At 69.1% G+C, this 20105-nt stretch carries 16 protein-coding genes and 1 tRNA gene; 8 read left to right on the forward strand and 9 right to left on the reverse strand.

Going from position 1 to position 20105, the window contains the following annotated elements; translation table 11 throughout:
- Positions 1-29: 29 nt before the first annotated feature.
- A tRNA-Gln gene (locus U8D42_RS02450) sits at positions 30-101 on the reverse strand.
- Between the two features lie 168 nt (positions 102-269).
- On the opposite strand from U8D42_RS02450, the gene U8D42_RS02455 reads away from it, so the two are divergent.
- Entirely contained in the window at positions 270-863 is a 594-nt protein-coding gene (locus U8D42_RS02455; RefSeq protein WP_141659210.1) for a TetR/AcrR family transcriptional regulator, read from the forward strand.
- Here the strand turns inward: U8D42_RS02455 and lysA are convergent.
- Positions 860-2200 carry a diaminopimelate decarboxylase gene (gene lysA / locus U8D42_RS02460; RefSeq protein WP_322859359.1) on the reverse strand — a complete coding sequence of 447 codons (1341 nt, stop codon included), beginning with the start codon at positions 2198-2200 and terminating at the stop codon, positions 860-862. The genes U8D42_RS02455 and lysA overlap by 4 nt on opposite strands.
- A gap of 107 nt (positions 2201-2307) precedes the next feature.
- Between lysA and mfd the strand changes: the two genes are divergently transcribed.
- From mfd to U8D42_RS02495, 7 genes are all read left to right on the forward strand, one after another.
- Positions 2308-5970, forward strand: a complete 3663-nt coding sequence (gene mfd, locus U8D42_RS02465; protein WP_322859358.1) for a transcription-repair coupling factor — start codon at positions 2308-2310, stop codon at positions 5968-5970.
- A 73-nt stretch (positions 5971-6043) separates the two neighbouring features.
- Positions 6044-7042 carry a nucleoside triphosphate pyrophosphohydrolase gene (locus U8D42_RS02470; RefSeq protein ID WP_322859357.1) on the forward strand — a complete coding sequence of 333 codons (999 nt, stop codon included), beginning with the start codon at positions 6044-6046 and terminating at the stop codon, positions 7040-7042.
- Between the two features lie 103 nt (positions 7043-7145).
- Positions 7146-7874 carry a lytic transglycosylase domain-containing protein gene (locus U8D42_RS02475; protein WP_090421246.1) on the forward strand — a complete coding sequence of 243 codons (729 nt, stop codon included), beginning with the start codon at positions 7146-7148 and terminating at the stop codon, positions 7872-7874.
- A 70-nt stretch (positions 7875-7944) separates the two neighbouring features.
- On the forward strand, positions 7945-9234 hold the full coding sequence (eno, locus tag U8D42_RS02480) for a phosphopyruvate hydratase (protein ID WP_085239689.1): 1290 nt from the start codon (positions 7945-7947) through the stop codon (positions 9232-9234).
- On the forward strand, positions 9215-9922 hold the full coding sequence (locus U8D42_RS02485) for an FtsB family cell division protein (protein ID WP_348636933.1): 708 nt from the start codon (positions 9215-9217) through the stop codon (positions 9920-9922). The genes eno and U8D42_RS02485 overlap by 20 nt, the downstream gene beginning before the upstream one ends.
- On the forward strand, positions 9915-10403 hold the full coding sequence (locus U8D42_RS02490; protein ID WP_085239691.1) for a DUF501 domain-containing protein: 489 nt from the start codon (positions 9915-9917) through the stop codon (positions 10401-10403). Before U8D42_RS02485 ends, U8D42_RS02490 begins: the two co-directional genes overlap by 8 nt.
- Entirely contained in the window at positions 10397-11341 is a 945-nt protein-coding gene (locus U8D42_RS02495) for a Ppx/GppA phosphatase family protein (protein WP_322859355.1), read from the forward strand. Before U8D42_RS02490 ends, U8D42_RS02495 begins: the two co-directional genes overlap by 7 nt.
- Positions 11342-11479: 138 nt before the next feature.
- On the opposite strand, the gene U8D42_RS02500 is transcribed toward U8D42_RS02495, so the two are convergent.
- The 7 genes from U8D42_RS02500 to U8D42_RS02530 are packed head-to-tail and all read right to left on the reverse strand — an operon-like array spanning position 11480 to position 19724.
- Positions 11480-12160 (reverse strand): response regulator, encoded by a 681-nt coding sequence (locus U8D42_RS02500; RefSeq protein ID WP_085239692.1) that lies wholly within the window; start codon positions 12158-12160, stop codon positions 11480-11482.
- The gene (locus U8D42_RS02505) at positions 12160-14727 is read right to left on the reverse strand and encodes a sensor histidine kinase KdpD (protein WP_322859354.1); all 2568 of its coding nucleotides are present in this window, start codon (positions 14725-14727) and stop codon (positions 12160-12162) included. The genes U8D42_RS02500 and U8D42_RS02505 overlap by 1 nt, the downstream gene beginning before the upstream one ends.
- A 12-nt stretch (positions 14728-14739) precedes the next feature.
- Positions 14740-15663 carry a potassium-transporting ATPase subunit C gene (locus U8D42_RS02510; protein ID WP_322859353.1) on the reverse strand — a complete coding sequence of 308 codons (924 nt, stop codon included), beginning with the start codon at positions 15661-15663 and terminating at the stop codon, positions 14740-14742.
- A 2-nt stretch (positions 15664-15665) separates the two neighbouring features.
- A complete protein-coding gene (kdpB, locus tag U8D42_RS02515) occupies positions 15666-17816 on the reverse strand; it encodes a potassium-transporting ATPase subunit KdpB (protein ID WP_322859352.1) in 2151 nt (716 codons plus the stop codon).
- Positions 17816-19486, reverse strand: coding sequence for a potassium-transporting ATPase subunit KdpA (gene kdpA / locus U8D42_RS02520; protein WP_322859351.1), 1671 nt, complete (start codon positions 19484-19486; stop codon positions 17816-17818). The genes kdpB and kdpA overlap by 1 nt, the downstream gene beginning before the upstream one ends.
- On the reverse strand, positions 19486-19575 hold the full coding sequence (kdpF, locus tag U8D42_RS02525; protein ID WP_102419760.1) for a K(+)-transporting ATPase subunit F: 90 nt from the start codon (positions 19573-19575) through the stop codon (positions 19486-19488). The genes kdpA and kdpF overlap by 1 nt, the downstream gene beginning before the upstream one ends.
- Complete coding sequence (locus U8D42_RS02530; protein ID WP_322859350.1) at positions 19572-19724, reverse strand: hypothetical protein; 153 nt, start codon at positions 19722-19724, stop codon at positions 19572-19574. The genes kdpF and U8D42_RS02530 overlap by 4 nt, the downstream gene beginning before the upstream one ends.
- Between the last annotated feature and the right edge of the window lie 381 nt (positions 19725-20105).

The raw sequence follows: 20105 nt of genomic DNA on the forward strand, positions 1-20105 counted from the left end.
TTGATGCACACCCGAGGCAAAGAGCCGTGCTCCGTCGCCAGGACTCGAACCTGAACTATCTGAACCAAAATCAGAGGTGCTGCCGATTACACCACGACGGATCGCAAGCGCCATAGGCCCGCGCCACCAAGAGACTCTAGACGCTTCTCGGGCCGATCGCGGCGCCGAGGGAAAGACGGACGGTTTGGCGCGGGCGACGCTATACGCTGATTGACGTGGCTGTTCTCGACAAGGAACCGGACAAGGAGGTGCGTGCGCCGCGCGCCCGCATGACCGGTAGCGAGCGCCGACAGCAACTCATCGGCATCGCGCGCTCGCTGTTCGCCGAACGCGGCTACGAGGGCACCTCGATCGAGGAGATCGCGTTGCGTGCCAACGTCTCCAAGCCGGTCGTCTACGAACATTTCGGCGGCAAGGAGGGGCTGTACGCCGTGGTCGTCGACCGCGAGATGTCGGCGCTGCTGGACGGCATCACCTCGTCGCTGACCAACAACCGCTCCCGGGTGCGGGTCGAGCGGGTCGCGCTGGCCTTGCTCACCTACGTCGAGGAGCGCACCGACGGCTTCCGCATCATGATCCGCGACTCGCCGGCCGCGATCAGCTCCGGCACCTACTCGAGCCTGCTCAACGACGCCGTCAGCCAGGTCAGCTCCATCCTGGCCGGCGACTTCGCGCGTCGCGGCCTGGATCCGGAGCTGGCGCCGTTGTACGCCCAGGCGCTGGTGGGCTCGGTGTCGATGACGGCGCAGTGGTGGCTCGACACCCGCGAGCCCAAGAAAGAAGTGGTCGCCGCGCACCTGGTCAACCTGATGTGGAACGGGCTGACCCATCTGGAGGCCGACCCCAGGCTGCAGGACGGTTAGCCGCGGTCGCGGGCCAGCAAGTCGGTGATCGTTTCGCGCCGGACCAGTTCGCGGGCCCGGGCGCCCCGGACACCGACCATGGCCGGCCGGCCCACCATGTTGTAGTTCGACGCCATGCTGTGGTGATAGGCGCCCGTGCAGGCCACCGCCAGCAGGTCACCGGGGCGCAGGTCGGCGGGGAGCTCGACGTCGCGGGCGATCTCGTCGCCGGCTTCGCAGTGCCGCCCGGCCACGGTGACGCGTTGCTTGAGGCCCGAGGCGCGCCGGTTCGCCAGCGCGACGGTGTAGCGGGCGCCGTACAGCGACACCCGCGGGTTGTCGCTCATGCCGCCGTCGACGGCGACGAAGGTGCGCCCGCCCGACTGCGTTTTCACCGCGCACACCCGATACAGGGTGACGCCGGCCCGGCCGCTGATGGCCCGGCCGGGCTCCACCACCACGCTCGGGCGGGGGAAATGCTCGTGGCCGCAGGCCTCGTCGAGCGCGTCGTCGATGACGCGCGCCAGCTCGTCGAGAGCCAGCTCGGGGTCCCCGGGCACGTACGAGATGGCATGCCCGCCACCGAGGTTCAGTTCGGTGAGGATGACGCCGTGCCGGGCCCGGATGTCGGCCATGGCGGCGATCAGCCGGCGGATCGCCTCGCCGTAGAGGTCGGGGTCGGCGACCTGCGAGCCAATATGGCAGTGCAGGCCGACCAGGTCGAGGATGGGGTGCGCCAGCACCCGCCGCACCGCGTCGGCGGTGTGGTCGCCGGCGAGGGTGAACCCGAACTTCTGGTCGCTGATGCCGGTCGTGACGGCGCGGTGCCCATGGACGTCGACGTCCGGGGTGACCCGGATGAGCACCGGCTGACGGCGGCGGGCCACACCCGCGAGGTAGGCGATCTCCATGCACGAGTCCACGACGATCCGCCCCACCCCGACGCGCACCGCGTCGCGCAACTCGTCGGGCGACTTCGCGTTGCCGTGCATGATGATCCGCCCCGGGTCCGTTCCGGCGGCCAGGGCAACGGCCAGCTCACCCGCCGAGCAGACGTCGATGCCCAGGCCCTCTTCGCGGGCCCAGCGGGCCACCGCGGTCGTCAGCAGCGATTTTCCGGCGTACACCACCTGGACGTCGCGCAGCGCCCTGCGATAGCAGCGGGCGCGGTGCCGGAAATCGGTTTCGTCGAGGACGTAGGCCGGGGTGCCGAACTCGTCGGCGATATCGGTCAGTGGCACGCCGCCGACGCACAGCCTGCCCTCCTCGTCAGAGTGGGCGGTGACGGGCCAGATCGCGGGATCGAACCGCGGGGGAGCCGCGTGGCGCAGCGACGGCAGGATGTCCAGCAATGTCATGAATACAACGTGCGCCCGCGGCGGGCCGTCGCCCGTGATCCTTACGATCCCTTGACGGCGCCGGGCTCGAAATTGACGAATCTTGGCGCCCCTAGAATGGATTCATCATGACCGCACCGGGGCCTGCTCGCCCAGAACCCCCGATCGCGGGGCTCGTTGAATTGGCGCTCACCGCGCCGACCTTCCAGCAGCTGATCGAAAGCGCGGCCGAACGACCGGGCGAGCTTCACCTGGTGGGTCCAGCCAGCGCACGGGTGTTCGTCGCCAGCGCGTTGGCGCGGTCGGGTCCATTGCTGGTAGTCACCGCGACCGGGCGGGAAGCCGATGACCTGACCGCCGAACTGCGCGGCGTCTTCGGCGACGCCGTGGCGGCCTTCCCGTCCTGGGAGACCCTGCCGCACGAGCGGCTTTCACCCGGCGTCGACACCGTCGGCACCCGGTTGACGGTGCTGCGCCGGCTGGCCCACCCCGATGACGCGCGGTTGGGTCCGCCGCTGCGGGTCGTGGTGACCGCGGTGCGCTCGCTGCTGCAGCCGATGACGCCGCAGCTGGGGCTGGTCGAGCCGGTCACCTTCAGCGTCGGCCAGGAGATCGCGTTCTCCGACGTCGTCGCCCGGCTGGTCGAGCTGGCCTACACCCGGGTCGACATGGTGGGCCGGCGCGGCGAGTTCGCCGTGCGCGGCGGAATCCTCGACGTCTTCCCGCCGACCGCCGAGCACCCCGTGCGCATCGAGTTCTGGGGCGACGAGGTCAGCGAGATGCGGATGTTCGCCGTCGCCGACCAGCGCTCCATCCCCGAGATCGAAGTCGAGACGGTGATCGCGGTGGCCTGCCGTGAGCTGCTGCTGACCGAAGACGTGCGGGAACGCGCCGCCGCGCTGGCCGCCCGGCACTCCGGGGCCGAGCCCGCGATCACCGGCAGCGTGACCGACATGCTGGCCAAGCTGGCCGAGGGCATCGCGGTCGACGGCATGGAGGCGCTGCTGCCGGTGCTGCGGCCCGGCGCACACGTGCTGCTGACCGATCAGCTGGCCCAGGACACGCCGGTGCTGCTGTGCGACCCGGAAAAGGTGCGGACCCGGGCCGCCGACCTGATCAAGACCGGCAGCGAATTCCTCGAGGCGTCCTGGTCGGTCGCCGCGCTGGGCACCGACGCACCCGTGGACGTGACGCAGTTCGGCGGATCGGGGTTCGCGGAGCTACAGGACGTGCACGCCGCGGCGGTGCGGTCGGGTCATCCCTGGTGGACGCTGAGCCAGCTGTCCGACGAGTCCGCGGTGGAACTGGACGTCCGGGCGGCGCCGTCGGCCCGCGGGCATCAGCACGACATCGACGAGATCTTCGCCATGCTGCGCGCCCACGTCTCGACCGGTGGCTACGCCGCGGTGGTCGCGCCCGGCGTCGGGACCGCGCACCGGGTCGTCGAGCGGCTCGCCGACTCCGACACCCCCGCCGCCATGCTGGAACCGAGCGCGGCGGACACCACGCTCAAACCGGGGATCGTCAGCGTCCTCAAGGGCCCGCTGCACGACGGTGTCATCGTTCCCGGCGCCAACCTGGTCGTCATCACCGAGACCGACCTGACCGGCAGCAGGGCCACCGCCGTCGAGGGCAAGCGGCTGGCGGCTAAGCGGCGCAACACCGTGGACCCGCTGGCGCTGACGGCCGGCGACCTGGTGGTGCACGACCAGCACGGCATCGGCCGGTTCGTCGAGATGGTCGAACGCACCGTCGGCGGGGCGCGCAGGGAGTACCTCGTTCTCGAGTACGCGTCCAGCAAGCGGGGCGGCGGATCGGACAAGCTCTACGTCCCGATGGATTCGCTGGACCAGCTGTCGCGCTACGTCGGCGGTCAGGCGCCCGCCCTCTCCAAGCTGGGCGGCAGCGACTGGGCCAACACCAAGACCAAGGCGCGCCGCGCCGTGCGCGAGATCGCCGGCGAGCTGGTGGCGCTGTACGCCAAGCGGCAGGCCAGCCCGGGCCACGCGTTCGCGCCGGACACTCCGTGGCAGGCCGAGATGGAGGACGCGTTCGGCTTCACCGAGACCGTCGACCAGCTCACCGCGATCACCGAGGTCAAGGCCGACATGGAGAAGCCGATCCCGATGGACCGGGTGATCTGCGGCGACGTCGGCTACGGCAAGACCGAGATCGCCGTGCGGGCCGCGTTCAAGGCGGTGCAGGACGGCAAGCAGGCCGCGGTGCTGGTGCCCACCACGCTGCTGGCCGACCAGCACCTGCAGACGTTCACCGACCGGATGGCCGGCTTCCCGGTGACCGTCAAGGGTCTGTCGCGGTTCACCGACCCCGCCGACTCCCGCGCCGTGATCGAGGGCATGGCCGACGGGTCGGTCGACATCGTGATCGGCACGCACCGGCTGCTGCAGACCGGGGTGCGCTGGAAGGACCTGGGCCTGGTGATCGTCGACGAGGAGCAGCGCTTCGGCGTCGAACACAAGGAGCACATCAAGTCGCTGCGCACCCACGTCGACGTGCTGACCATGAGCGCCACCCCGATCCCGCGCACCCTGGAGATGAGCCTGGCCGGCATCCGCGAGATGTCGACGATCCTGACCCCGCCCGAAGAGCGCTACCCGGTGCTGACCTACGTCGGCCCGCACGACGACAAGCAGGTCGCCGCCGCCCTGCGGCGCGAGTTGCTGCGCGACGGGCAGGCCTTCTACGTGCACAACCGGGTCAGTTCCATCGATCGGGCGGCGGCCCACGTGCGTGAGCTGGTCCCGGAGGCGCGGGTGGTCGTCGCGCACGGGCAGATGCCCGAGGAGCGGTTGGAACGCACCGTGCAGGGCTTCTGGAACCGCGAGTACGACATCCTGGTGTGCACCACGATCGTGGAGACCGGGCTGGACATCTCGAACGCCAACACGCTTATCGTCGAGCGCGCCGACACCTTCGGGCTCTCGCAGCTGCACCAGCTGCGCGGCCGGGTGGGGCGCAGCCGTGAGCGCGGCTACGCCTACTTCCTGTATCCACCGCAGGCGCCGCTGACCGAGACGGCCTACGACCGGTTGGCGACCATCGCGCAGAACAACGAGCTGGGCGCGGGGATGGCCGTGGCGCTCAAGGACCTGGAGATCCGCGGGGCGGGCAACGTGCTGGGCGTCGAGCAGTCCGGGCACGTCGCCGGGGTCGGCTTCGACCTGTACGTGCGGCTGGTGGGCGAGGCCGTGGAGGCCTATCGGGCCGCCGCCGACGGGCAGACGGTGACCACCGCCGAGGAGCCCAAGGACGTGCGCATCGACCTGCCGGTGGACGCGCACCTGCCGCCGGACTACATCGCCAGCGACCGGCTCCGGCTGGAGGCCTACCGGCGCCTGGCGGCCGCTTCGGACGACGCGGCCGTCGCGGCCGTGGTCGAGGAACTCGTCGACCGCTACGGTGCGCTGCCCGAACCCGCCCTGCGCCTGGTGGCGGTCGCGCGGTTGCGGCTGCTGTGCCGCGCTGCCGGCATCACCGAGGTGTCGGCCCCGTCGGCGGCGACGGTGCGGTTGTCGCCGATGACGCTGCTCGATTCGGCCCAGGTGCGGCTCAAGCGGATGTATCCGGCCGCCAGCTACCGCGCCACGACGTCCACCGTGCAGGTGCCCATCCCGCGGGCCGGCGGGGTCGGCGCGGCACGCATCCGCGACGTCGAATTGCTGCAGATGGTGGCCAACCTGGTAACGGCGCTGGAGGGTAAGCCCCAGATCGATATTGGTATAACGGGGTCACCTGCAGCGATGTCCAGTGAGGAGCGGCAAGCGCGATGATTCGCGCCGGCGACGATGCAGAGCCAAGCGATGTGGGGGCACCACCCGCATGCGGGGGAGAGGAGCGGCGCCAATGATTGTCGTGATGTGCGACCCGCGCCGCCCGTCGCTGGTGCCCGTCGAGGCCATTGAGCACCTCGGCGGGGAGGTGCAGTACACCGAGGAGATGCCCGTCGCGGTGCCGTGGTCGCTGCCCGCGGCGCGCCCGGTGCACTCGGGCGACGACGCTCCGGTGTTGCTGTCGTCGGACCCCGACCATCCCGCCGTCACCGCCCGGCTGTCGGCGGGCGCCCGGCTGATCTCCGCGCCGGAGACCCCGCGCGGCGAACGCCTGGTCGACGTGGTCGCGATGATGGACAAGCTGCGCACCGCCGGACCGTGGGAGAGCGAGCAAACCCACGACTCTCTGCGCCGATTCCTGCTGGAGGAGACCTACGAACTGCTGGACGCGGTGCGCAGCGGCAGCGCCGACCAGTTGCGGGAAGAACTCGGCGACGTGTTGCTGCAGGTGCTCTTTCACGCGCGCATCGCCGAGGACGCCCCGCAGCTGCCCTTCACCATCGACGACGTCGCCGTCACGCTGATGCGGAAGTTGGGCAACCGGGTCCCGGGTGTGCTTGCCGGGCAGACGATTTCGCTGGAAGAGCAACTGGCCCAGTGGGAAGAGCGCAAGGCGGCCGAAAAGCCGCGGAAATCGGTGATGGACGACGTACACACCGGACAACCGGCGCTGGCTCTGGCGCAGAAGGTGATCGAGCGGGCCCAGAAGGCCGGCGTGCCCGCCGACCTCGTCCCCGCCGAGGTCACCTCCGTTTCCGTGTCGGCCGGGGGTGACGCGGAAAGCGCGCTGCGCACGGCGGTGCTGGAGTTCGTGGACACGGTCCGGCGGGCCGAGCGGGCGATCGCCGCGACGCGCCGCGGTGTCGGCGTGCCGGAGGAGTTCGACGTGGCCCCCCTCGGGGAGATCACGGAAGACGAGTGGCGCGAGCACTGGCCGTCGGGCGAGTCCGACGAGGAGCCGGACGAGGCGGTCGACGAGTCCGCGGTGGACGCCGCGGGCGACGACGCCTGATCGTGCACCGGAGCCCGAACGCGGCCGGGCACACCGGAACCCATGGGACGATGGTGGGGCGGAAGTTGGTGCAGGCGAGTCCGAGGGAGCTTTGAGCAGCATGGTGTCGCCGAGGCGTTGGTTGCGCGCGGCCGCCGTGATAGGCGCGACCGCGATGCTGCTGGCCTCCAGCTGCACGTGGCAGCTCAGCCTGTTCATTCCGGAGGGTGTCCCGCCGCCGGCCGGGGCTCCGGTACCGCCGGTGAACACGCACGCCAGCGGCCGGCCCGCGGACCAGCTTCGGGCCTGGGCCGAACAGCGGTCGGCCACCTTGGAGATTCCCGTGATCGCATTGGAGGCGTACGCGTACGCCGCCCGGGTCGCCGAGGTCGAGAACCCGAAGTGTCATATCGCGTGGACCACGCTGGCGGGCATCGGGCAGGTCGAGAGCCACCACGGCACCTACCGCGGCGCGCAGCTGGCGCCCAACGGGGACGTGAGCCCCCCGATTCGCGGTGTCCGCCTGGACGGCAGCGGCGGCACCCTGCGCATCGTCGACAGCGAGGAACCGGTGACCGACGACGACGGGGTGGTGCGGGCCATGGGGCCGATGCAGTTCATCCCGGAGACCTGGCGGTTGTACGGCGTGGACGCCCACAACGACGGCCGCGTCAGCCCGGACAACATCGACGATGCCGCGCTCGCGGCGGCCGGTTACCTGTGTTGGCGGGGAAAGGATCTGGCCACACCTCGCGGCTGGATCACCGCGCTGCGGGCCTACAACAACTCCGGCGTCTACGCGCGGGCGGTGCGCGACTGGGCGACCGCCTACGCGGCGGGTCACCCGCTGTAGCAGGATGTATCAGGCTTTACGCTAACGGCGGCGAGGCCGGCACCAGCTACGAAACACAAGGAGAAACTCAGTGCCGATTATCGAGCAGGTCGGGGCCCGCGAGATCCTCGATTCCCGCGGCAATCCGACGGTCGAGGTGGAGATCGCCCTGGCCGACGGGACGTTTGCCCGCGCGGCGGTGCCCTCCGGCGCGTCGACCGGTGAGCACGAGGCCGTCGAGTTGCGCGACGGCGGTGAGCGTTACGGCGGCAAGGGCGTGCACAAGGCCGTAGAGGCCGTGCTCGACGAGATCGGTCCCGCCGTGATCGGGCTCAACGCCGACGACCAGCGGTTGGTGGATCAGGCGCTGGTCGACCTCGACGGCACCCCCGACAAGTCCCGGCTGGGCGGCAACGCCATCCTGGGCGTTTCGCTGGCCGTCGCCAAGGGCGCCGCCGACTCCGCGGAGCTGCCGCTGTTCCGCTACATCGGCGGGCCGAACGCGCACATCCTGCCGGTGCCGATGATGAACATTCTCAACGGCGGCGCGCACGCCGACACCGCCGTCGACATCCAGGAATTCATGGTGGCACCGATCGGCGCGCCCAGCTTCGCCGAAGCGTTGCGCTGGGGCGCCGAGGTGTACCACTCGCTCAAGTCGGTGCTGAAGAAGGAGGGCCTGAGCACCGGCCTGGGGGACGAGGGCGGTTTCGCGCCCGACGTGGCCGGCACCACCGCGGCGCTGGACCTGATCGGCCGGGCGATCGAATCGGCCGGTTTCAAGCTGGGCGTGGATGTGGCGCTGGCCCTGGACGCCGCCGCCACCGAGTTCTACACCGACGGCAGCGGATACGCGTTCGAGGGCAGCACCCGCAGCGCCGAGCAGATGGCGGAGTTCTACGCCGGGCTGCTCGACTCCTACCCGCTGGTGTCCCTCGAAGACCCGCTGTCCGAGGACGATTGGGCCGGCTGGGCTGCGCTGACGGCGGCGATCGGTGACCGGGTGCAGATCGTCGGCGACGACATCTTCGTCACCAATCCCGAGCGCATCGAGGAAGGCATCGAGAAGGGCGTCGCGAATGCGTTGCTGGTCAAGGTGAATCAGATCGGCACGCTGACCGAGACGCTCGACGCCGTCGCGCTCGCCCACCACAGCGGGTACCGCACCATGATCAGCCATCGCAGTGGGGAGACCGAGGACACCACGATCGCCGATCTCGCGGTGGCCGTCGGCAGCGGGCAGATCAAGACCGGTGCGCCCGCCCGCAGCGAGCGGGTCGCCAAATACAACCAGCTGCTGAGGATCGAGGAGGCGCTGGGCGACGCCGCCCGCTACGCCGGCGACCTGGCGTTCCCGCGGTATGCGCCGGAGGCCAAATAGCTTGCCCGCCAAGCCGGATCCGAAACGGCGCTCCCCGGCATCGCGTCCGGGGAAGGCCGGGGATCCGGTTCGGCGCCCCCGCACGACCAAGCCGGCCTCCAAGCCCTCGCAGACCGCGAAGCAGGCCGGCGCCCGGTCGGCTTTCGAGCATGTGGTGGAGCCGATCAAGCGGCAGGTCGCCGAGTCCGTCGAGCAGCGCTCCGAGCAGCGGCTGGGCTTCACCGCGCGGCGCGCGGCGGTGCTGGCCGCGGTCGTCTGCGTGCTGACGCTGACGATCGCCGGCCCGGTGCGCACCTACTTCGCACAGCGCACCGAGATGAATCAGTTGACGGCGAGCGAAGCCGCGCTGCGCCGGCAGATCGCCGACCTCGAGCAGCGGAAGGCCAAGCTGGGCGACCCGGCCTACATCGCGGCGCAGGCGCGCGAACGGCTCGGTTTCGTCAAGCCGGGCGACATCCCGTTCCAGGTGCAGCTTCCGCCCTCGGGGGCGGCCCCGTCCGAGCCGGGGGGTCAGGCGGCCAAACCCGCCAGCACCGATCCCTGGTACACCGCGCTGTGGCACACCATCGCCGACACGCCGCACCTGCCGCCGGCCAGCGTGCCGCCGCCGGAAACCCCGCCGGGGCAACCCACCCCGGGCGGTCCCGTTCCGCCGGCCGCACCGAACCCCACGGCGCCCGGTGGTTGACCGTGCCGACCTGGAAGCGGTGGCGCGTCAGCTCGGACGTGAGCCGCGCGGCGTGCTCGAGGTCGCCTACCGCTGCCCCAACGGTGAGCCCGCTGTGGTGAAGACCGCACCGAAACTGCCCGACGGCACGCCGTTTCCGACGTTGTACTACCTGACGCATCCGGTGCTGACCGCGGCGGCGAGCCGGCTGGAGACGACGGGATTGATGCGCGAGATGTCCGAGCGATTGCGGCATGACCCCGCATTGGCGGCCGCGTACCGGCGGGCCCACGAGTCGTATCTGGCCGAGCGGGACGCGATCGAGCCGTTGGGCACCACGTTCTCCGGGGGCGGAATGCCCGATCGGGTCAAGTGCCTGCACGTGCTGATCGCGCACTCGCTGGCCAAGGGGCCGGGCTGCAACCCGCTCGGGGACGAGGCGCTGGCCATTCTGGCGCCCGAGCCCGCGATGGCCGGCATTCTGGTGGCCGGTCAGTGGTGAGCAGGCTCGCCGGAATCGACTGCGGCACCAATTCGATTCGGTTGCTGATCGCCGATGTCGTCGACGGCCGCCTGCGCGACGTGCATCGGGAGACGCGGATCGTGCGGCTGGGTCAGGGTGTCGACGCGACCGGGCAGTTCGCTCCGGAGGCGATCGCCCGGACCCGGCAGGCGCTGACCGACTACGCCGCTCTGCTGAGGCGCCACCGCGTCGAGCGGGTGCGGATGGTGGCCACGTCGGCCGCTCGCGACGTCGCCAATCGTGACGTCTTCTTCGCGATGACGGCCGAGGTGCTGGGCGCGGCGGTGCCGGGCGCGGTGGCGGAGGTGATCACCGGCGCCGAGGAGGCCGCCCTGTCGTTCCGCGGTGCCGTCGGCGAATTAGACCCTGCGGCAGGGCCTTTCGTCGTGGTGGACCTCGGGGGTGGATCCACCGAGATCGTGGTGGGCGGTGACTCGGTCGCGGCGAGCTACTCGGCCGACATCGGCTGCGTGCGGCTGACCGAACGCTGCCTGCACTCGGACCCGCCGACGCCCGGGGAGGTGGCCGCGGCCCGCGCGGTGGTGCGCGAACGGCTGGACGTCGCGCTCGGGGTGGTGCCCGTCGAGGGGGCGCGGACCTGGGTCGGACTGGCCGGGACGATGACGACGCTGTCCGCGCTGGCCCACAACATGACGACGTATGACTCTGCGGCGATTCACCTTTCGCGCGTGCCCGGCGGCGACCTGCTGGCGGTCTGCGAGCGGCTGATCGGGATGACCCGGGCCGAGCGCGCGGCGCTGCCGCCGATGCACGAGGGGCGGGCCGACGTGATCGGTGGGGGCGCGATCGTGGTCGAGGAGTTGGCCCGCGAGCTGCGCGCGCGCGCCGGCATCGACGAACTGACCGTCAGTGAGCACGACATCCTCGACGGCATCGTGTGGTCGATCGCGGGGTAAGTCACAGCGGCCACACGCGTTGCTGGCGCCCGTGACGCGCGACTGTGCGCTCAGGGCTTCGACTGTGCGCTGAGGGCGAAGAATCGGCGAAATTCACGCCGTGGGCGCACACTCGAAGCCGTGTGCGCACACAGTCGCTCACGCCTCGAAGCGGTAGCCCATCCCCGACTCGGTCACCAGGTGCTTGGGGTGCGACGGGTCGTCCTCCAGTTTGCGTCGCAGCTGCGCCAAATACACTCGCAGGTAATGTGTTTCGGTGGCGTACGCCGGACCCCACACCTCCTTGAGCAGCTCTTCGCGGCCGACCAGCTTGCCGCGATTGCGGACCAGCACCTCCAGCATCCCCCACTCGGTGGGCGTGAGGTGCACTTCGGCGCCGTTCTTGGTGACCTTCTTGGCGGCCAGGTCGACGGTGAAAGCGTCCGTCTCGATCACCGGCTGATCCAGCTCGGACGCCGCGGTGTTGCGGCGGATGGCCGCCCGCAGCCTCGCCAAGAACTCGTCCATCCCAAACGGTTTCGTGACATAGTCGTCCGCCCCGGCGTCGAGGGCCTCGACCTTGTCCGAGGAGTCGGTGCGCGCCGACAACACGATCACCGGTGCGGTGAGCCAGCCCCGCAACCCGGCCAGCACCTCGATTCCGGAGATGTCGGGCAGGCCCAGGTCGAGGACCACCACGTCGGGTTTGTGCTCGGCGGCGGCGCGCAGCGCCCCGGCTCCGCTGGACGCGGTGATCACCTCGTAGCCCCGCACGGACAGATTGATGCGCAGCGCGCGCAGGATCTGGGGCTCGTCGTCGATCACCAACACGCGGGTCATCATCGCGCCCCCACCATTTCCGGTGCGGCCAATTCCACCGTCACGGTCAGGCCGCCGCCGGGAGTGTCGCCGGCCGTGATCGTGCCGCCCATGGCCTCGACGAAGCCGCGCGCGACCGACATGCCCAGGCCCACTCCCGTGGTGTTGTCGTGGTCGCCGAGGCGCTGAAACGCTTCGAAGATCTGGTCTTCGGTCCCGTGCGGGATGCCGGGCCCCTCGTCGATGACGTTGATCAGGACACGGTCGCCCACGCGGCCCGCGTTGACCCGAACCACACAGTCGGGTGCGTACCGCAGCGCGTTGTCGATCAGGTTGGCAAGCACGCGCTCGAGTAGCCCCGCGTCGGCCAACACCACCGCGTCACCCACATCGACCTTGACCCGATCGATCGCGGATCGATAGAAGCCGGTGGCGCCCTTGCCGATACTGATCAGCGCCCGCTGCACGGTCTCCTCCAGATACACCCGGCGCGTGTCCGGGTGCACCACGCCGGCGGCCAGGCGCGACGAATCGAGCAGGTTGCCGACCAGCGCCGTCAGCTGGTCGATCGACTCCTCGATGGTCGCCAGCAGTTCCGCCGTGTCCGCCGGGGAGAAGGCGACGTCCTCGGCACGCAGGCTGGACACCGCGACCTTGGCGGCCGCCAGCGGCGTGCGCAGGTCGTGGCTGACCGCCGACAGCAGGGAGCGCCGCAACTCGTCGGCCCGCACGATCGCCTCGGCCCGGCTGGCCTCCTCGGCCAGCTCACGCTGCCGGATCAGCCCCGCGGCCTGCTTGGCCACCGCGCTCAGCACCCGGCGATCGCGGGCCGAAAGCTTCCTGCCGGCCAACAACATCCAGAACTCGTCGTCGCCGACCTCGATCGCGGTGTCCGCGGAGGCGACGGTGGCACACGGGTCCCTGCCCACGCACGCGACGACGTCGGCCTTCTTGCCTTCGGCGCGGTCCTCCTCGCCGGGTTCGCGCAGCATGCTGACCGCGCGCTGCGAGTAGGTCTCGCGCACGCGCTCGAGCAGCGTCTCGAGGTCGGCCCCGCGCAGCACGGAGCCGGCGAACAAGATCAGCAGCTCGGCCTCCTGGGAGGCGCGACGGGCTTCCCGGGTGCGTTTGGTCGCGCCGTCGACGAGGACCGCGACCGCGACCGCGACCAGCAGCAGCACCAGTTCGGTGACGGCCGCATCGGGTTCGGCGATGGTGAACGTGTGCCGAGGGGCGGTCAGGAAGTAGTTCAGCAACAGGCTGGACAACACCGCCGAGGCCACCGCCGGGGCGACGCCGCCCAACAGTCCGACCAGCAGCACCCCGACGAAGAACAGTGCGCTGTCGCCGCTGGTGCCCAGATACGGGTCGAGCGCTGTGACGATCACCGCGCAGATGGCCGACGGCACGATGACGGCCGCCAGCCAAGACGCCACCCGCCGCTCGTTGGGACCCAGCGACGCCGCCCGGAATCCCCGTTTGGACTCCTCGTGGGTGACCAGGTGCACGTCGATCTTGCCCGACAACTCGACGATCCTCGCCCCGATGCCCTCCTCGAAGACACGCGCCCACCGCGACCGCCGCGAGGTGCCGATCACCAGCTGGGTGGCGTTCATCTCGCGGGCGAAATCGAGCAGAGCGGCGGGCACGTCGTCACCGACCACGGTATGCAGCGACGCGTCCAAACTGCTTGCCAGGTCCCGGATCTTGGCCATCCGCGCCTCCGAGAGGCCGGCCAGCCCGTCACCGCGGATGACATGCACCACCATCAGCTCGGCGGTCGACTTCGACGCGATCCGCGACGCCCGTCGCACCAACGTCTCCGACTCCGGGCCGCCGGTGACCGCCACGACCACCCGCTCGCGGGCCTCCCACATGTCGGTGATCTTGTTCTCGGCGCGGTACTTGGCCAGGGCGGTATCCACCTGGTCGGCGAGCCACAGCAGGGCGAGTTCCCTTAGCGCGGTGAGGTTTCCGCGGCGGAAGTAATTCGACAGCGCCGCGTCGATGCGCTCGGGGGCATAGACGTTGCCGTGAGAAAGCCTGCGGCGCAACGCCTCCGGAGTGATATCGATCAGCTCGACCTGCGAAGCCTGCCGGACAATGGAATCCGGAATGGTCTCTTTCTGCTCGATGCCGGTGATCTGGGCGACGACGTCGTTGAGGCTTTCCAGGTGCTGGACATTGACGGTCGAGATCACCGTGATCCCGGCGTCGAGCAATTCCTCGACATCCTGCCAGCGTTTGGCGTTCTTGCTGCCCGGCGTGTTCGTGTGCGCGAGCTCGTCGACGAGCACCACCTGCGGTTTGCGCGCCAGGACGGCCGGCACGTCGAGTTCGGGGAAGGTGCTACCGCGATAGTCGATAAATCGCGGCGGAATGATCTCGATGTCCTCAAGCAGCTCAGCGGTTTTCGCCCTGCCGTGGGTCTCGATCACGCCGGCCACGAGGTCGGTGCCGCGCTCCAGCCGGCGATGCGCCTCGCCGAGCATCGCGTACGTCTTGCCGACCCCGGGTGCCGAGCCGAGGTAAATTCGCAGCTCGCCGCGCTTGGGGCGGTGGTCAACGACACTCACGTCAACCATCATCCCCCTATCGCGCTAGCTCGAGACTGGATATTTGTGATCGAGTTGCAGGTTGAGCTGCAACACGTTGACACATGGTTCGCCGAAAAATCCAAGCGTGCGGCCGTTCGTGTACTGCGCTACGACAGCCCGGATCTGATCCGGGCTGACGTGCCGGGCCTTGGCCACCCTGGCGACCTGCAGGTCGGCGTAGGCCGGTGAGATGTCCGGATCCAGACCGCTGCCGCTGGCGGTGACCGCGTCGGCGGGCACGGCGGGGTTGGCGGGCGCGGCGCCGCGGATCGGAACCATCTGGCCGATCGCATAGTCCTCGCCGTCCTTGGCGCACTCGACGCGGACACCTTCGTAGAGGGGGAGGAACGGTGCCGGCGTCGCTCGGCACGGCTCGTTGACGCTGACCACCCGGGTGGGGTGGACGACGTTTCCGCGGGCGTCGCGCGGCCCGATCACCGAAAGGACGGCGCCCACACCGCCGCCCGTGCAGAACGGTCGCGATCCGTCCACGCCCTCGAGCTTGCCCACCGCCTCGCTGCGCGTGCACACCTGGGTGAGCAGGCTCGGCTTGAAGCCCGCGTCGGTAGCGGACTTGCCCGCCGCCAGCTGCGCCGGATCCGCGGGTGTGTCGACGATGCTTTCCGGCCCGAGGTTGCTCGCGCTCGTCGACAGGGGGTCGTAGCCGTTGCCGGCCGCCGAGGGCCGGCTCTGAAAGTACTGGGGCAGCGGGTTACCGGCTGAGTCGGTGAACAGCTGACCGATCAGCCGGCTGCCGACCGGTTTGCCGTTGGCGGTGAGGATCGACCCCTCCGCCTTGTCGTGCAGACCCGGTAGCTGCGCGATCAGCCAGATGGAGAGCGGGTAGGCGATGCCGGTGATCACGGTCAGCACCAGCAACGCGCGGAACGCCGCCCAGTGTATGCGGACGAAAGTCGAGAAGCTCATGGTCAGGACATCCCCGGGACGAATTGGACGATCAGGTCGATCAGCTTGATTCCGACGAAGGGGGCCACGATGCCGCCCAGGCCATAGATGTAGAGGTTGCGGCTCAACAGCTTTGACGCGCTGCTCGGTGTGTAGCGGACGCCGCGCAGCGACAACGGGATCAGCGCCACGATGATGATCGCGTTGAAGATCACCGCGGACAGGATCGCCGACTCGGGGCTGTGCAGCCGCATGATATTGATCGTGTCCAGCCCCGGGAACAGCGCGACGAACATGGCCGGGATGATCGCGAAGTACTTTGCGATGTCGTTGGCGATCGAGAAGGTGGTCAACGCGCCGCGGGTGATCAGCAACTGCTTGCCGATCTCGACGATCTCGATGAGCTTGGTCGGGTCGGAGTCGAGGTCGACCATGTTGCCCGCCTCTTTGGCGGCCGAGGTACCGGTGTTCATCGCCACGCCCACGTCGGCCTGGGCCAGGGCCGGCGCGTCGTTGGTGCCGTCGCCGGTCATCGCCACCAGCTTGCCGCCCTCCTGCTCCCGCTTGATCAACTCGAGCTTGTCCTCGGGCGTCGCCTCGGCGAGGAAGTCGTCAACGCCGGCCTCGTCGGCAATCGCTCTGGCGGTCAACGGGTTGTCGCCGGTGATCATCACCGTGCGGATGCCCATCCTGCGCATCTCGTCGAATCGATCGCGCATGCCCTGCTTGACGACGTCCTTGAGGTGGATCACGCCGAGCACCGCCGCGTTGCCGTCGCGGCGCTCCCCGACCACCAACGGGGTGCCGCCGGCGGCGGAGATGCCGTCCACGAGCTCGCCGAGCTGGTGGGGGACCTGGCCGCCCTGGCCGCGCACCCAGTCCGCCACCGAGCTGGCCGCGCCCTTGCGCAGCTGGTGTCCGTCGAGGTCGACTCCCGACATGCGCGTGGTGGCCGAGAACTCCACCCAGTGGGCGTGGGTGAGTTCGCCCGGTGTTCGTGCGCGCAGCCCGAAGTGCTGCTTGGCGTAGACGACGATCGAGCGCCCCTCGGGGGTTTCGTCGGCGAGGCTGGACAGCTGTGCGGCGTCGGCCAATTGCTCGTTGGTGACACCGTCAAGGGGGACGAAGGCCGCGGCCTGCCGGTTGCCGAGCGTGATGGTCCCCGTCTTGTCGAGCAGCAACGTGTTGACGTCGCCGGCGGCTTCCACCGCCCGCCCGGACATCGCGAGCACGTTGCGTTGTACCAGCCGGTCCATGCCGGCGATACCGATCGCGGAGAGCAGTGCGCCGATGGTGGTGGGGATGAGGCACACCAGCAGCGACACCATGACGATCCCGGTGACGCCGTTGGCGTTGAGCGCCTGGGTGTCTGGGACGCCGGGATTGTTCATCTTCGAATAGATCGCCAGCGGCTGCAGGGTGGCGACCGCGAAGACGAAGATGATGGTCAGCGCGGCCAACAGGATGTTGAGCGCGATCTCGTTGGGGGTCTTCTGCCGGTTGGCGCCTTCGACAAGCGCGATCATCCGGTCGATGAAGCTCTCGCCGGGCTTCTGGGTGATTCGCACGACGATGCGGTCACTCAGCACGGTGGTGCCACCGGTGACCGCCGAGCGGTCGCCACCGGACTCGCGGATGACCGGCGCCGATTCGCCGGTGATGGCCGATTCGTCCACGGAGGCAATGCCTTCGACGACGTCGCCATCGCCCGGTATCACCTGCCCGGCCTCGACCACCACGACGTCACCCTGTTGCAGCAGCGGTGCGGCAACCTCTTCCTCGACGACGGGCGCGCCGGGTTGCCAGTCCTTGAGCCGCCGGGCCAGCGTCTGGGTTTTGGCCCGGCGCAGGGTTTCGGCCTGAGCCTTGCCGCGGCCTTCCGCCACCGCCTCGGCCACATTTGCGAAAAATACTGTGAGCCAGAGCCATACCACGGTGAGCCAGGCGAACCAGGTCGGGTTGATGATCGCCAGCACCGTGCTCCAGGTGGCGCCGATCTCGACGATGAACATGACCGGGTTGCGCCACAACGTGCGGGGGTTGAGTTTTGCCAGCGCGTCCGGCGTCGAGCGCCACAGCATCTTCGGATCGAGCAATCCGCCCTGCACCCGTTTCTTGCTCGCGTGGTCGGTCGGCTGAGCCTCTTCAGCCGTGTCGATGGTGGAGGCGGTCATCAGTGGATTCCTTCGGCGAGAGGTCCGAGCGCCAGCATGGGCAGGAAGGTGAGGGCCACCAGGATCAGGGTGACGCCGGCGACCATGCCCACGAATTGCGGTCGATGGGTGGGCAGGGTGCCCGCCGATTCGGGCGTCTGGCCCTGCCTGGCCAGTGAGCCGGCCAAAGCCAGGACGAGCACGATCGGCAGGAATCGGCCGAACACCATGGCCAGGCCGAGGGCGGTGTTGTACCAATTGGTGTTGACGCTGATGCCGGCGAAGGCCGACCCGTTGTTGTTGGCCGCGGAGGTGAACGCGTACAGCACCTCGGACAGCCCGTGCGGGCCGGTGTTCAGCATCCCGGCGCGCTCGCCCGGCAGCGCCATCGCGATCGCGGTCCCGGTCAGCACGATCAGCGGCGTGACGAGGAAGTAGCTTGCGGCGAGCTTGATTTCGCGCGGGTTGATCTTCTTGCCGAGGTATTCGGGGGTACGGCCGACCATCAGCCCCGCGACGAATACGGTGATCACGGCCAGGATCAGCATGCCGTACAGGCCCGAGCCGGTGCCACCGGGCGCGACCTCGCCGAGCTGCATGTTGAACATGGTCATCATTCCGCCGAGGCTGGTGTAGGAGTCGTGGAAGGAGTCGACGGCGCCGGTGGAGGTGAGCGTCGTCGAGTCGGCGAACACCGCGGAGTTGGCCACGCCGAACCGCTGCTCGACGCCCTCCATCGCCGAGCCGACCGCGGTCGGAACCGTGCCGTGGTGCTGCAGCTGGAACCACATCATGAAGGTCACGCTGATCGCGTAGAGCGAGGCCATCACTGATGCGATCGCGTAACCCTGCTTCGTGCTGCCCACCATGCGCCCGAACGTGCGAGGCAGCGAGAAGCTAATCACCAGTAACAGAAAGATTTCCAGCCAGTTGGTCCACCTGGTCGGATTCTCGAACGGGTGGGCTGAGTTCGCGTTGTAGAAGCCGCCGCCGTTGGTGCCCAGCTCCTTGATGACTTCTTGACTGGCCACCGGGCCGCCGGTGATGGTCTGCGGCGTGCCGCCGAGGGTGGTGACTACTTGGTCGTTCAGGTGGAAGTTCTGGATGGCCCCGCCCGCGATCAGCAGGATCGCACCCAGGACCGCTATGGGCAGCAGGATACGAAGCGTGCCTCGCACCAGGTCGACCCAGAAGTTCCCCAGCTCGCCGGTGCGCGTGCGCGCGAACCCGCGCACCAGCGCGATCGCGACCGCCATGCCGACGGCGGCGGAGACGAAGTTCTGCACCGCGAGGCCGGCCATCTGCACCAGGTGGCCCTGCGTGGACTCGCCCGAGTAGGCCTGCCAGTTGGTATTGGTGACGAAGCTGACCGCGGTGTTCCACGCCAGCCCCGGGGTCATTTTGGTGGCCGGGTCGTGCAGATGCAGCGGCAGCTTGCCCTGCAAGAGCTGGAAGAAGAACAGGAACAGGATGCTGATCGACGAGAACGCCAACACGCTTCGGGCGTAGGCGCCCCACGTTTGCTCCGAGCGGGAATCGACACCGATCAACCGGTAGATCGCCCGCTCGACATACGAATCCTCGTCTGCCGTGTAAACGCGGTACATGTAGTCGCCGAGGGGCACGTGCACCAGAACCAAAGCCGCGATGAGAACGACGAGGAAGACGACTCCCGCTGTGGTTGTGCTCACTAGAACCTCTCCGGGAACAGCAAGGCGCACCCAAGGAACAGGGCAAGGACGACAGAAAGCACCAAACCGACGATGTTTTCGTAGTTCACAGCCGCTCGACCAACTTCTGTGCCAAGCCCAGCACGGCGAACACCGCCACCGTGAGCGCGACGAACGCCACTACGCCCATTCCGAGCCCATCTCGTCTCCGTTCAGCACCAACCGTGTGCACGCGAAAGCCCTCCATCGAGTCAGCCACACGCTGCGTCTGGAGGCAAGGTCAGCTTGAAATTAACCGGCACCTTCGGGCTAGGGCCTTTGGTTGACACTTCCCTAACGGGCTCGCGCTCCTCCTTTACGGTTTGTTTACGCACGCCAGTTCGAACACCCTGCGCTGTGAGCGGACTTCAATGGGCGCCCCTGGCAAGGGCTTTGAGAAGGCGCTCGACGTCAGAGGCGTGCTGACCGGCGATTCGATCCAGACTCCCGCGAATGATCAGCGGTCCGAAAAGGATCCGTAAACATTGGCGCCTCGGGCATATGGATGCTGTCCGTATCGCCGCGAGCGTCATGAGCTCGGCGTAGACCCGAAACCATGCCTGAGCCTCAACACCGAACCGTTGAACGCCTAGTTGCCCCG

Origin of the sequence: Mycobacterium europaeum, assembly GCF_034555895.2 — a bacterium.
GTDB lineage: Bacteria > Actinomycetota > Actinomycetes > Mycobacteriales > Mycobacteriaceae > Mycobacterium > Mycobacterium europaeum.

Excerpts from the sequence above, each read along its gene's own strand:
- kdpB (WP_322859352.1), bottom strand. The coding sequence starts at position 17,816 with ATGACCGCCTCCACCATCGACACGGCTGAAGAGGCTCAGCCGACCGAC.
- U8D42_RS02510 (WP_322859353.1), bottom strand. The coding sequence starts at position 15,663 with ATGAGCTTCTCGACTTTCGTCCGCATACACTGGGCGGCGTTCCGCGCG.
- U8D42_RS02505 (WP_322859354.1), bottom strand. The coding sequence starts at position 14,727 with ATGATGGTTGACGTGAGTGTCGTTGACCACCGCCCCAAGCGCGGCGAG.
- U8D42_RS02470 (WP_322859357.1), top strand. The coding sequence starts at position 6,044 with ATGATTGTCGTGATGTGCGACCCGCGCCGCCCGTCGCTGGTGCCCGTC.
- mfd (WP_322859358.1), top strand. The coding sequence starts at position 2,308 with ATGACCGCACCGGGGCCTGCTCGCCCAGAACCCCCGATCGCGGGGCTC.
- U8D42_RS02500 (WP_085239692.1), bottom strand. The coding sequence starts at position 12,160 with ATGACCCGCGTGTTGGTGATCGACGACGAGCCCCAGATCCTGCGCGCG.
- U8D42_RS02485 (WP_348636933.1), top strand. The coding sequence starts at position 9,215 with ATGCGCCGGAGGCCAAATAGCTTGCCCGCCAAGCCGGATCCGAAACGG.
- lysA (WP_322859359.1), bottom strand. The coding sequence starts at position 2,200 with ATGACATTGCTGGACATCCTGCCGTCGCTGCGCCACGCGGCTCCCCCG.
- U8D42_RS02455 (WP_141659210.1), top strand. The coding sequence starts at position 270 with ATGACCGGTAGCGAGCGCCGACAGCAACTCATCGGCATCGCGCGCTCG.